Raw genomic sequence first — 12,457 nt, forward strand, 5'->3', positions numbered from 1 at the left:
GCGCCGCGACGAGGGGCGGCCACCGGCGGCGACCGTCCCGTGAGGGGATGTCGAGATCGTACGCAGTGGTCGGGTCCGCGGGCCCGGGCGGCGCGCCGAACCGGATGGGGACGGAGGTGTCCCGGTGCGAATCGGGATCCTGACGTACCACTTTCCGCCGGAACCGGCGTTCATCCCCGGCAGCCTCGCCGAGGAACTGGCCGCGCGGGGGCACGAGGTGCGGGTGCTCACCGGGTTTCCGGACTACCCGGGCGGACACATCTACCCGGGCTGGCGGCAGCGCTGGCACCACGAGACCCGTAGCCGGGGGTTGACCGTTCGCCGGGTGCCCCGGTACAGCACCGGCGACGCCTCCGTCCGTGGTCGGATGGCCTCCTGGCTCTCCTTCGCCGGCAGCGCGGCGCTTGTCGGCCGCCGGTTCCTGGCCGGCGTGGACGTGTTGTACGTGCACCAGCCGCCAGCCGCCGCCTTCGCCTCGGCGGCCCTGCTGCGCCTGCTCGGGCCGGTGCCGCTGGTGCTTCACGTGCCGGACGTCTGGGCCGAGCAGGTCCCCGACTCGGTCGACGACGGCCGGTGGGCGGCGCGGGTCCGGTCGGCCGCGGTGCGGACCTACCGGGCGGCCAGCAGGGTCGCGGTCACCACGCCGTCCCTGCGGGACGCGGTCGTGGCGGACGGGATCGACCAGGCACGGATCCGGGTGGTGCTCAACTGGACCGATGAGCGGATCTTCCGCCCGGCGTCGGCCAGCCCGGCCGCCCGGCGGCTGGTCCGCCGCGACGACAGGTGCGTCGTGATGCACGCCGGCACGATCGGGGCACGGCAGGGGCTGGACACCGCGGTACGGGCGGCGGCAGCCCTGGGCGAGACGGTGGACCTGGTCCTGGTTGGCTCGGGCTCCGACGAGCGGCGGGTGCGGGGGCTCGCCGCCGAGCTGCGGGCCGACAACGTCCGGTTCGTGGACCGGCGGTCCCCGCTGGACATGCCCGAGCTGTACGCCGCCGCCGACTACCAGCTCGTGATGGTGCGCGATCTGCCGGAGTTGCGCCGCAGCGTGCCGGACAAGCTCGCGGCTGCCCTGTCCTGCGGCGCACCCGTGGTCGCCTCGGCCGGTGGGGACACCGCGACCCTTGTCGAACGGGCCCGGGCGGGGCTGTCCTGCCCGCCGGAGGACTGGGCCAGCCTGGCGGACCGGTTCTGGCTGGCCGCGCAGATTCCACCGCCGACGCGGGCCGAGATGGGGCGGCGTGGCCGGGAAGCGTACCTACGGGACATGTCGCTGCCCTCGGGCGTGGACCGGATCGAGGAGCTGCTACGCGACGCGGTGTCCGCCGGAACCAGGCGTAACGCGAATGGTGAGCGAACTTCGCATAACGTCTGATCCAGTCATTACCACGCCATTTTGGCTGTTAGGTGTTAAGAACATTATGGTCTTCTGTCCGTTTTCGGAAAGAGGTGTGATGTGACGGAGAGCGAGAGCCCTCGTCGTCGGCGCGGACGATCCCGCCGCCGACGGCGCGCCCGACTGCGTCGCATCCTGCTGACCACGCTCGTGGTCGGTTCGTTGGTGCTGAGCCTCACCGGGTGGGTCGGCTTCCGGGGCTGGCAGGCGCGCGCCCATCTGGTCAACGCCGCGGGCCTGGCCGGCGAGTTGAGCGCCCATCTGGTCGGTGGCGACACGGCACGTGCCCAGCGGACCCTGGCCGCCCTGCAGGAGCAGTCGGGCGCGGCGCGACGGGCCACCGGGGACCCCGGATGGTGGCTCGGCCGGCAGACCCCGGTCGCCGGGGCGAACCTCACGGCGGTCCGGCAGATCGCCATCGCCATCGACGACCTGGCCCGCCAGGCGTTCCCGGCCCTGCTCCGGGTCGACCTCGGCGGGCTGGTGCCGCAGGAGGGGCGGCTGGACCTGACCGGCCTGCGTGCCGTCACCGACGATCTGGTCGCGGTGCACGGAAGCGTGCAGCGGACCCGTGCGGAGTTGGCCGAAGTCTCGGGCGACCGGCTGGTCGGACAGGTCCGGCGTGCCCTGGAGGATCTGCGCGGCGAGATCGACAGGCTGGCCGCGATGACCTCGGCGGCGGACCGGGCCAGCCGCCTGCTGCCGCCACTGCTCGGCGTCGACGGGGCGCGGAAGTACCTGCTGGTGTCGCAGAACCCTGCGGAGCTGCGCGCGACCGGTGGGATGTTCGGCGCGTACGCCGTCATCGAGGCGAACAAGGGCCGGGTGAAGATGGGCGCCCAGGGCAGCAGCGCAAGTCTCGGCCATTTCGTCAAGCCGCTGAAGATCCCGGCGGAGTGGCGGGCCCTCTGGGGAGAGCTGCCCGGCATCTATCCGGCGGACGTCAACCTCAGCCCGCATTTTCCGACAGCGGCGTCGCTGTACCGGGAGATGTACCGCCGGCACAGCGGGGTGACCGTCGACGGCGTCCTCGCCGTCGATCCGGTGGTGCTGTCCTACCTGCTGAAGGCCACCGGGCCGGTGCGGGTGCCGGGCGGGGTGTCGTTGAGCGCCGAGAACGCGGTCCGGACCCTGCTCAGCGACACCTACCAGCGGATGAGCCCGAGGGAACAGGACGGCTTCTTCGCAGCCGCGGCGGCCACGGTGTTCGACACCTTATTCGCGAGAAACGTCCACCCGAATGGGTTGTTGTCCGCATTCGACCGCTCTATACAAGAACGTCGGATACTGTTCTGGAGTGCCCGACCTGAGGAACAGCGGACGTTCGGCGACAGCCGGATGGCCGGGACGCTTCCGGAAACGGACACCGTGCCGATGGTCGGCGTGTTCCTCAACGACGGTAGCGGCGCGAAGCTCGGCTACTACCTCCGGCAGACCGCTGACCTGTCGGTCGGCTACTGCCACGCCGACGGGCGCCGCGAGCTGAACCTGCGGGTGACGCTCCGGTCCACCGCACCGGCTTCGGGGCTCAGCGAGTCGGTTCTCGGCCTCGGCCAGGCCGGTGACCCCTACACCGTCCGGACCCTCGTGTCGGTGTACGGCCCGGCCGGCGGGGCGGTGCTCGACACCCGCCTCGACGGTGCCGAGACCTCGGTGGGCAACGGCACCGAACGGCGGCGGCAGGTCGCCACCGTGAACGTCGAGATCGGACCGGGCGGGACCCGCACGTTGGAGGTCTCGCTGCTGACCGGGAAGACGGACAGCGGAGCGGCCGAGCTGTGGCTGACCCCGACCGCCACCCCATGGACCACCCATGTTGTTACCGCACCAAGCTGTTCTCAGTAGGAGGGAACGAACCATGCGGCTTTCCCGCATCATCATGGCGCTCACGGTCGGTCTGGCCGTGGTGGCCGTGCCGACCGCGGCGGGGGCGGCCCAGCCGCAGCCGGCGCCATCTGTCGACGGTACGCCCCAGCCACCGCCCTATCCGCCGGTGCTCGCGTCGCTGACGGTGAACCGACCCACCATCTTCCTCGGTGAGACGGTCATCCTGACCGGCCGCAACCACGGGCCGAACGAGACTGTCGACATCGTCGTCTCGGTGGCGCCGCTGGCCGCACCGGCCGCCGGTACGGCACGTCGCAGCGACGGCAGCACCGTCGCCATGGCACCGGTGGCCTTCCAGGCCAGCGCGCCGTTGAGCTTCACCGCCCGGACCAACTCAGAGGGCGTCTTCACCCGGCGGTACACACCGTCGGTGAAGGGCCTGCTCACCTTCACCGGCACCGGCCGGGAGTCCGGGCGGACCGCCTCGACCCAGCTGCGGGTGCTGCACAAGAAGAAGCCGCACCTGCCGGTCACCGGCAGCAGCCTGGACACACCGATGAAGGTAGGCGGCGGGCTCGTCGCCGCCGGTGCCGTCCTGCTGCTCGGCACGCTGGCCTGGCGGCGACGCAACCGCTTCGGCACGGGTGGCGCGAACTGATCCACCATTCCGGGCAGTGCCCGGAGAGCCAAGGTACCGGTGCCCGCCGTTCCCTCCGACGGGCACCGGTACCCGTCTGTCCGGCCTACACCAGGCCGTGCGCCAGCATCGCCTCGGCGACCCGGCGGAACCCGTTGATGTTGGCCCCGGCCACGTAGTCGCCAGGCAGGCCGTACTCCTCAGCCGTCGCCCAGCAGCGGGCGTGGATGTCCCGGATCGTCTCCCGTAGCCGCTGCTCCGACTCCGCGAACGTCCACGACTCCCGGCTGGCGTTCTGCTGCATCTCCAGGGCGCTCACCGCCACCCCACCGGCGTTCGCCGCCTTGCCGGGAGCGAATCGCACACCGGCCCGGCCGAGGATGCGTACCGCCTCGGGGGTGGTCGGCATGTTCGCTCCCTCCACCACCGCGGCGCAGCCGCCGGCGACCAGCTGGGCGGCCTCCGCGCCGCCGATCTCGTTCTGCGTCGCGCAGGGCAGGGCCAGGTCGCAGGGCACCTCCCAGGGCGCACGACCGGCGACGCTCACCGCGTGCGGCACGTCGAGCACGTAATCGGCCAACCGGCCCCGTCGCCGCTCCTTCAGCTCCCGCAACACGGCCAGGTCGATGCCCTTCTCGTCGAGCAGGTAGCCGGTGGAGTCGGAGCACGCGACCACGGTGCCACCGAGCTGGTGCACCTTCTCGATCGCGTGGACGGCCACGTTGCCGGAGCCGGACACCACCACCCGCTTGCCCTCCAGGCCGTCTCCGGTCTGCCTCAGCATCTCCTCGGCGAAGAACACCGCGCCGTATCCGGTGGCCTCGGTGCGCGCCTGCGCGCCGCCGTACGCCAGGCCCTTGCCGGTCAGGACTCCCGACTCGTACCGGTTGGTGATTCGCTTGTACTGGCCGAACAGGTAGCCGATCTCCCGGCCGCCCACCCCGATGTCGCCGGCCGGCACGTCCGTCTGCGCCCCGATGTGCCTGTGCAACTCCGTCATGAAGCTCTGGCAGAAGCGCATCACCTCGCGGTCCGAGCGGCCCTTCGGATCGAAGTCCGCGCCACCCTTTCCGGCACCGATCGGCAGCCCGGTCAGCGCGTTCTTGAAAATCTGCTCGAAGCCGAGGAACTTGACGATGCCCAGGTACACCGACGGGTGGAAGCGCAGGCCACCCTTGAACGGGCCGAGGGCACTGTTGAACTCGACCCGAAAGCCCCGGTTGACCCGGATCCGGCAGCTGTCGTCCTCCCAGGGCACCCGGAAGATGATCTGCCGTTCCGGCTCGCAGATCCGCTCGACGATCCGGGCCTCGGCGTACTCGGGGTGCCGGGCCAGCGCCGGCCCGATGCTCTCCAACACCTCCCGTACGGCCTGGTGGAACTCGGGTTCACCCGGATTGCGGGCGACCACTCTGGCGAACACCGACTCGACCGTCTCCGGCATCACCGACACGTCCCTTCCGGTTCAGGCCCGGCGCCGTTGCCGGACCTCGGCGGTGCCGCGCACCGACCGTCCCCGGATACGGTTCGTCACCGTCGTCCGGTTCACCGGCGGCCGGGGACCAGTTCAGGCACCTGGTTCGCCGCCGGGTCGACTGATCCGTGCCGCCTCCTGGCGCGTACCCCTCGGTAGGGGACCGTGGAAGGGGAGGCCGATGGCCGGATCGGTGCAGGACGGACAGGAACGAACACAGCCCGGGTCAGCTCCGGTGACGCAGGTGGAGGTGTCCCCGGCGGCCCCCGCCGGTACCGCGGAACCACCACCGGAGCGGCCCACCTGGTCGCCGGCGGCCCGGCTGCTGGTCGCCGCCGCGGTGCTGGTGCTGGGCCTGGGGGCGGTCGCGGTCATGGTGATCCTCTCCGACCCGCACCGGCTCGGCCGGGTCTTCTCCGGCGCGCCGGAACCGGTGGCCAGCGCGCCCACCGGGCCGGACGGCACCAGCGGACTGGGTGGCGCCGCCCGGGCCGCGCAGGAGAGCCCGGAGGAGGTGACGACCGCGCCGTTGGACGGTCGGCGGCGTGCCACCTTCGAGCTGGTCGACGGGCTGGACTGGGTCGACCTGCGGGTCACCGAGCTGGGGGCGGAGTTGTACCGCGTGATCAGCCCGGCCGACTCCGGCTCGCGGGCACGTCCCGACCTCGCCGGCGATCGGCTGTCGCTGCGGATGGAGCGGACCGGCGAGCAACCGGGCAGCGTGGAGGTGCTGCTGAACGCCCGGGTGTCCTGGGATCTGCGGCTCACCGGCGGAGCCGCCGAGCGACGGCTGGACCTGAGCACCGCCCGGCTGTCCGGGCTGGAGCTGACCGGCGGGGCGACCCGGACCGACCTCCGGCTGCCCAGGGTCGACGGGCCGCTCGTGGTGCGGGTGACCGGGGGCGTCAACCAGTTCGACGTGACTGTCACCGGCGGTGCCCCGGTGCGGGTACGGGCCGGCTCCGGTGCCGGTGCCGTCGATCTGTACGGCCAGCGCCGGGACGGACTTCCCCCGGGGACGGTGCTCGGCACACCGGGCTGGGACCGGGCCGCTGGACGGATCTTCCTGGACCTGGTCGCCGGTGCGAACGTGGTGACCGTACGCGGCGGGTGAACCACCCGTGCGGACGCCCGCCCGCTGATGGCCGGGCGGGTGTCCGGTGCGGGCGTAGAGTCGAGGCGTGGAGCGTGCCGAAGCGATGCCTGCCGAGACCCGCCCGCCCGGTGTGGCGACCGTCGATCCCGGCAGCGTGCTGCTGCCCGGCCACGATGTGCCGCTGGGCCGCTACACCACTGTGCGCCGACTCCTGCCGCAGCGCACCCGCAGGCTGGTCGGGGCCTGGTGCTTCGTCGACCATTTCGGACCCGACGACGTGGCCCGACGGCCCGGCATGGAGGTGCCACCGCACCCGCACACCGGCCTGCAGACCGTGACCTGGCTGCTCGACGGCGAGATCCTGCACCGCGACAGCCTCGGCAACGAACAGCCGATCCGTCCCGGCCAACTCAACGTGATGACCTCGGGCCACGGCATCGCACACTCCGAACGCTCACCGGCGGAGCATCCTCCCCTGATGCACGGGGTGCAGCTCTGGGTGGCGCTGCCGGACCAGGCCCGAGCCGGCGCGGCCGACTTCGCCCACCACGCCGAGCTGCCCCGGTGGCGTGACGGGGAGCTGGACGTCACCCTGCTGGTCGGCGAACTCGCCGGGGAACGCTCGCCGGCCCGGGTGCACACGCCGCTGCTCGGTGCGCAGCTGGAACTGGCCGGCCCGGCGGCGGCCGGGCTGCCGCTGCGGCGTGACTTCGAGTACGCGCTGCTGGCCCTCGACGGGGTCGGCGAGGTCGACGACCTGCCGCTGACGCCCGGGGCGCTGCTCTGGCTCGGGTCCGGGCGGGACACGCTGCGGTTACGCGGTGAGCCGGGTAGCCGGCTGATGCTGCTCGGTGGCACTCCGTTCGAGGAGCCGCTGGTGATGTGGTGGAACTTCGTCGGCCGTGACCACGAGGAGATCGTCGCCGCCCGGGAGGACTGGATGGCGGGGCGGCGTTTCGGGGTCGTGGCCGACGATCCGGATCCGCCCCTGCCCGCACCGGCCCTGCCCACCGTCCGGCTCAAGGCCCGGGACCGGTCCGGCGGCTTCCACGTCTAGGGCGTGTGTCACACGGCTCGCTCAGGGTTCGGTCCGGTGGCCCGCGGCGTACTCGTCCGGGGCGCGGGTAACAGCCGCACATGCCCACCATGGTCTCCACCATCGAGGACCGGAAGCGGTTGGCGCGTCGGCTCGCCGGAAGTGGCCGGGGCTTCGCCGAGCAGTACGGCTTCCGCGTCACCAACAACCCGTCGAGCCTGTTCCAGGTGCTCTGCCTCGCGGTCCTGCTGGCCCGTCGGGGCGACTTCCGGCGAGCCCTCGACGGCGGGCACGCGCTGCGCGAGGCGGGCTGGGACAGTGCCGCCCGACTGGCCGGTTCGTCCCCCGCTGACCGGGTCGACGTGCTGCGCGTCAGCGGTCAGCGCGGCGACCTGGACGCCCTGGCCGACCTGCTGGGTGCGCTGGCCCGCACGGTCGTCGACAGGTACCGGGGCGACCTGCGGCGGCTGCGCTCGGCGGCCCACCGTGACCCGGTTCGCGAGCGGGCGCTGCTCACCGCCCTGCCCGGGGTGGACGAGCAGGTCGCGGACCTGTTCCTGCGCGAGGCGCAGGCGCTGTGGGGCGAGGTCGCCCCGGTGGCCGACCGCCGGGCGCTGACCGCCGCGCGACGGCTCGGGCTGGGTCGCACGGCCGAGGATCTCGCCGGGCTGTCCGGCGGCCGTGCGTCGGAGCGGCTCGCCTGGCTGGTCGGTGCGCTGGCCCGGGTCGACCTCGAGGGGCGGTACGCCGAGCTGACGAGGTAAAGCCCTTCGTCACCTACCCACTGTCCGTTCGGCCGATGGCGTGCGTTATGCTTGCCGCAGTAACAGCAGCCACCCGGTTCGGGTGGCTGTCGGCCGCCTGGTGGCCGCGCCCGGTTCGGGCGCATCGTCGCCGGGGCAGGCGGTTACGCAGGGGCGCCCCCGGCCGCGGTTCGTGGCCGGGGCGCCCCCCTGTCTCTCGAAACGTGTGCGTCGGCCGTCCCGGTGTCGGCGGGTTCGGCCCAGATCGTCGCTCAGATGCTGCGCAGGTGCTGGGACACCCGCTGGTGACGCTTGTCGCGTCCCTGGGCGGCGCGCTGCGCGTCGCTGATCTCGGGGGCGGCGTCGATGCCTGCCGAACGGGCCACCTGGTTGCCGTTGGCGTAATCCACAGGGGGCAGGGCGCGCAGGGCCTGCAGCACGTCCGGCGGCGCCCCTTCGCGCTCGGCCTCGCGTACCACCTCGTCCTTCCCGGCGGGAAAGTCCAGGCTGGACAGGTATTGCAGGACGTCGGCGTAACTCGCCATGGTGTCGGCTCCTCCCGGCTTCGATCCGGCCACGACCGGGCGCGGATACCCGGCCCGGGGCGGCTCACGCGCCGCGACCGGCGGAAAGCGGTGGCCGTTTCCGTACCGGCCGGGCGGGTAAGCGCGGCCGGAGGGGGTACCCGATGAACTACGACACCTTCGTCGACCAGGTCGCTCAGCGCACCGCGACGTCGTCGTCCCGGGCGACGGAGCTGATCCGGGCGACACTGGAGACGCTCGCCGAGCGGCTCACCGGCGGTGAGGTGCTGGACCTGGCCGTGCAACTGCCCGACCCGCTGCGGCTGCCACTGCGCCCGACGCCGGACATCGAGGCGGCGGAGCGGTTCGGAGCTGCCGAGTTCGTCGCCCGGGTGGCCGTACGCGCCGGGGTCGAGGAGCCCGCCGCCCGGGACGCGGTCCGTGCCGTCTTCACCACGGTCCGGGAGGCGGTGACCGGCGGAGAGTTCGACGAACTGGTGGTCCAACTGCCCCGCGACTACCGCGACATGGTCGAGCCCGCCCTGGCCCCCGGCGCGACCCTGCGCCGCCGCTGAGCCGCAGGCGCCCCGGCGGGCGGCACCTGTCAGCCGACCGCGCCGGCAGCGCGCAGGCGGGCGACGCGGTCCCGGTCGAAGCCGACCTCGGCGAGGATCTCGTCGGTGTGCTCACCGGGCCACGGGGGTGGTCGGCGGATCGCTGTCGGAGTGGCGGAGAACCGGGGCGCCGGAGCCGGCTGGACGACCCCGTCGCGGCGCACGAAGGTCTCCCGGGCGGCCAGGTGCGGGTGTTCCGGGGCCTCCCGCCAGTCCAGCACCGGTGCGGCGCAGGCGTCGGAGGCGGTGAGCAGATCCGCCCACTCGTCCCGGGTACGGGTGCGGAACAGGCGCGCCCAGGCGGCCCGCAGCGCCGGCCAGTTCGCCGGATCGGTCCGGTCCACCGGCTCGTCCGGGGGGAGCGGGAAACCGGTGAGCCGGACCAACTCGTCGTAGAAGCGTGGCTCCAGCGCGCCGACGGCGAGGTACCGCCCGTCGGCGCACTCGTAGGTGTCGTAGAACGGCGCGCCGCCGTCGAGCAGGTTGACCCCACGCGGGTCCTGCCACATGCCGAGCTGGCGCAGCGCGTGGATCTGGGTACTGAGCACCGCCACCCCGTCCACGATGGCCGCGTCGATCACCTGACCGGTCGCGCCACCGCGTACCGCGTACAGCGCGGAGACCACACCCAGGGCGAGCATCATGCCGCCGCCGCCGAAGTCACCGAGCAGGTTCATCGGTGGCACCGGGGGCGCGTCAGGCCGTCCGATGCCGTGCAACGTGCCGGTCAGCGCGAGGTAGTCGATGTCGTGCCCGGCGTACGGGGCGTTCGGGCCGTCCTGTCCCCACCCGGTCATCCGGCCGTAGACCAGGCGCGGATTGACCGCGTGGCAGTCGGCCGGGCCGACACCGAGCCGCTCGGTGACCCCGGGCCGGAACCCCTCGACGAGGGCGTCCGCGCCGCCGATCAGGGCCAGCGCCACCTCGCGCCCCTCGGCGGACTTCAGGTCGACGCCGATCGAGCGCCGCCCCCGGTTGAGCAGGTCGGGGTGCGGGGTGCCGGTGCCGATGGCGGTGGCATCCACCTCGCTGGCCCGGTCGACCCGGATCACGTCGGCGCCCAGGTCGGCAAGCATCATGGCGGCGAACGGCCCGGGGCCGATCCCGGCCAGTTCCACCACGCGTACGCCGGCCAGCGGGCCGGTCGCCAGGTCTGCGGTCACCGGGCCACGATAGGCGCTCGCGTCGGGGTCGGCTGGTCGCCGGCCGTGAGCGATGCCACCGGACCCGACAGCGCCCCGCGTGGCGGGCGGAATCCGGCTGTCCTAACCTTGTCAGCACGAGGGGAGTACTTCCCACGAACCATGCCGGTCAGTACGGCGCGTCCCGGAACGCGCCTCGGGTGGTTGCCCACGAAACGTGGGTGAAGGAGACCTCGAACATGACACGGTGTTCGAGGAGGCCCCATGTCCGATTTGTCTGTCGCGGCCGGTCTGGATTCGGTAGGCACGCCCTCGCTGTGGGCGATCACGATCCTTGGCGTGCTCGCCCTGCTGGTGCTCGACTTCGTGGTGACCAGGCGCCCGCACGAGGTGTCGCTCAAGGAGGCACTCGGCTGGAGCGCCTTCTACATAGCCCTGCCCCTGGCCTTCGGCGCCTGGGTCTGGCACCGGTACGGCTCCGAACGCGGCTTCGAGTACCTCACCGGTTACCTGGTCGAGAAGTCACTGTCGGTCGACAATCTCTTCGTCTTCATGCTGCTGCTGGCCGCCTTCGCGGTGCCCACCGAGCTCGCCCAACGGGTGCTGCTGTTCGGCATCACCGGAGCGCTGGTGCTGCGCGGTATCTTCATCGCCCTCGGCGCCGCGGCCCTGCAGACCCTCGACTTCGCCTTCCTGATCTTCGCGTTGATCCTGCTGTTCACTGCCGCCAAGCTGCTGCGCGATGCGTTCACCGGGCACGAGCAGACGGTGGACATCGGCACCATGCGCTCGGTGCGACTGCTGCGCCGGTTCATGCCGGTGGTGCACGAGTACCACGGCACCAAGATGACAGTGCGGGTCGACGGGCGCCGGGCGCTCACCCCGCTCGCGCTGGTGGTGGTGGCGGTGCTCGCCACCGACGTGGTCTTCGCCGTCGACTCGGTGCCGGCGGTCTACGGCATCACCGAGGACCCGTACCTCGTCTTCGCCACCAACGCCTTCGCCCTGCTGGGCCTGCGGGCGCTGTACTTCGTGCTGCACGCGGCGCTGAGCCGCCTGGTCCACCTCACCTACGGCCTGGCGATCATCCTGGCCTTCATCGGCATCAAGCTCGGCCTGCACTGGGCGCACGGCATCTGGGACGGTGTCCCGGAGATCCCCACCGTGGCCTCGCTGCTGGTCATCCTCGGCGTGCTGACCGTGGTCACGATCACCAGCCTGCGGGCGACCCGCAACGTGGTGCCGGGTGCCAAGGAAGTCGTGACCGAGCGGAAGTGAGCGTCACCCGGCCCGGGTGACTGACGCCCGGGCCGGTCGAAGCCACCCGCGCCGGTGACCGCCGTGGTAGGACTGAGCGGTGGGTATCGTCACACCGGGTTTCCAGGGTCGGCCCCGCGCCGAGGCGCCGGATCTGCCGCCGGGCCAGTACCTCACGCCTGACTTTCCGGTGCTGTCCGCCGGCCCGACCCCCCGAGTGCCGCGTGACACGTGGGAGTTCGTGATCAGCTCCGAGACCGGTACGGAGTACCGGTGGAGCTGGGACGAGATGATGGCGCTGCCGCAGGAGACGCCGACCGTCGACATCCACTGCGTCACCAGGTGGTCCAAGCTCGGCACCACCTGGCGGGGCGTCTCGCTGGACACGCTGCTCGACGGTGTGGACACCGCCGCCGACTACGCCCTGGCCCACTCCTACGGTGGCTACAGCACGAACCTCCCGCTGGAGGACCTGCGGGACGGGCAGGCCTGGCTGGTGCACACCTACGACGGCGACGACCTGCCGGCCGAGCACGGCGGGCCGGCCCGGCTGCTCGTTCCCCACCTCTACTTCTGGAAGTCCGCCAAATGGGTACGGGGCATCCACCTCACCGTCGAGGACACCCCCGGCTTCTGGGAGACCGCCGGCTACCACGACTACGGCGACCCGTGGCGTGAGCAGCGGTACCAGGGCGATTGAGCGCCCGG

Annotated in this window: 12 protein-coding genes; 9 read left to right on the forward strand and 3 right to left on the reverse strand. The window is 72.3% G+C overall.

The annotated features are described in order from the left end of the window. Positions 1–124 precede the first annotated feature (124 nt). The 3 genes from Van01_RS13395 to Van01_RS13405 all read left to right on the forward strand — a co-directional run bounded on the left by Van01_RS13395 (position 125) and on the right by Van01_RS13405 (position 3,884). On the forward strand, positions 125–1,378 hold the full coding sequence (locus Van01_RS13395) for a glycosyltransferase family 4 protein (protein ID WP_204006598.1): 1,254 nt from the start codon (positions 125–127) through the stop codon (positions 1,376–1,378). Positions 1,379–1,459: 81 nt separating this feature from the next. Continuing rightward, positions 1,460–3,244: a DUF4012 domain-containing protein gene (locus Van01_RS13400; RefSeq protein ID WP_204006600.1), complete on the forward strand. Its 1,785-nt coding sequence runs from the start codon at positions 1,460–1,462 to the stop codon at positions 3,242–3,244. Positions 3,245–3,257: 13 nt separating this feature from the next. Continuing rightward, on the forward strand, positions 3,258–3,884 hold the full coding sequence (locus tag Van01_RS13405) for a hypothetical protein (RefSeq protein ID WP_204006602.1): 627 nt from the start codon (positions 3,258–3,260) through the stop codon (positions 3,882–3,884). A gap of 85 nt (positions 3,885–3,969) precedes the next feature. Here the strand turns inward: Van01_RS13405 and gdhA are convergent, their stop codons facing one another. After that, positions 3,970–5,307, reverse strand: coding sequence for an NADP-specific glutamate dehydrogenase (gdhA, locus tag Van01_RS13410; protein WP_204006604.1), 1,338 nt, complete (start codon positions 5,305–5,307; stop codon positions 3,970–3,972). A gap of 265 nt (positions 5,308–5,572) precedes the next feature. On the opposite strand from gdhA, the gene Van01_RS13415 reads away from it, so the two are divergent. The 3 genes from Van01_RS13415 (at position 5,573) to Van01_RS13425 (ending at position 8,233) form a co-directional block, all read left to right on the forward strand. Then, the gene (locus tag Van01_RS13415; RefSeq protein ID WP_239099054.1) at positions 5,573–6,451 is read left to right on the forward strand and encodes a toast rack family protein; all 879 of its coding nucleotides are present in this window, start codon (positions 5,573–5,575) and stop codon (positions 6,449–6,451) included. A gap of 85 nt (positions 6,452–6,536) precedes the next feature. Continuing rightward, positions 6,537–7,490 carry a pirin family protein gene (locus Van01_RS13420; RefSeq protein ID WP_373306254.1) on the forward strand — a complete coding sequence of 318 codons (954 nt, stop codon included), beginning with the start codon at positions 6,537–6,539 and terminating at the stop codon, positions 7,488–7,490. An 89-nt stretch (positions 7,491–7,579) separates the two neighbouring features. Continuing rightward, positions 7,580–8,233 carry a hypothetical protein gene (locus Van01_RS13425; RefSeq protein WP_204006758.1) on the forward strand — a complete coding sequence of 218 codons (654 nt, stop codon included), beginning with the start codon at positions 7,580–7,582 and terminating at the stop codon, positions 8,231–8,233. A gap of 251 nt (positions 8,234–8,484) precedes the next feature. Here the strand turns inward: Van01_RS13425 and Van01_RS13430 are convergent, their stop codons facing one another. After that, positions 8,485–8,757, reverse strand: a complete 273-nt coding sequence (locus tag Van01_RS13430) for a DUF2795 domain-containing protein (RefSeq protein WP_204006609.1) — start codon at positions 8,755–8,757, stop codon at positions 8,485–8,487. 143 nt (positions 8,758–8,900) lie between these two features. On the opposite strand from Van01_RS13430, the gene Van01_RS13435 reads away from it, so the two are divergent. Further along, positions 8,901–9,311 carry a DUF2267 domain-containing protein gene (locus Van01_RS13435; protein ID WP_204006611.1) on the forward strand — a complete coding sequence of 137 codons (411 nt, stop codon included), beginning with the start codon at positions 8,901–8,903 and terminating at the stop codon, positions 9,309–9,311. A 29-nt stretch (positions 9,312–9,340) separates the two neighbouring features. Here the strand turns inward: Van01_RS13435 and Van01_RS13440 are convergent, their stop codons facing one another. Beyond that, positions 9,341–10,513: a CaiB/BaiF CoA transferase family protein gene (locus Van01_RS13440; RefSeq protein WP_204006613.1), complete on the reverse strand. Its 1,173-nt coding sequence runs from the start codon at positions 10,511–10,513 to the stop codon at positions 9,341–9,343. Positions 10,514–10,756: 243 nt separating this feature from the next. Between Van01_RS13440 and Van01_RS13445 the strand changes: the two genes are divergently transcribed. Next, complete coding sequence (locus Van01_RS13445) at positions 10,757–11,770, forward strand: TerC/Alx family metal homeostasis membrane protein (protein ID WP_204006623.1); 1,014 nt, start codon at positions 10,757–10,759, stop codon at positions 11,768–11,770. Between the two features lie 79 nt (positions 11,771–11,849). Then, positions 11,850–12,449, forward strand: a complete 600-nt coding sequence (locus Van01_RS13450) for a sulfite oxidase-like oxidoreductase (RefSeq protein WP_204006625.1) — start codon at positions 11,850–11,852, stop codon at positions 12,447–12,449. Positions 12,450–12,457: the final 8 nt, after the last annotated feature.

It is taken from the genome of Micromonospora andamanensis (assembly GCF_016863495.1).
In the GTDB taxonomy this organism is placed as follows: Bacteria; Actinomycetota; Actinomycetes; order Mycobacteriales; family Micromonosporaceae; genus Micromonospora; species Micromonospora andamanensis.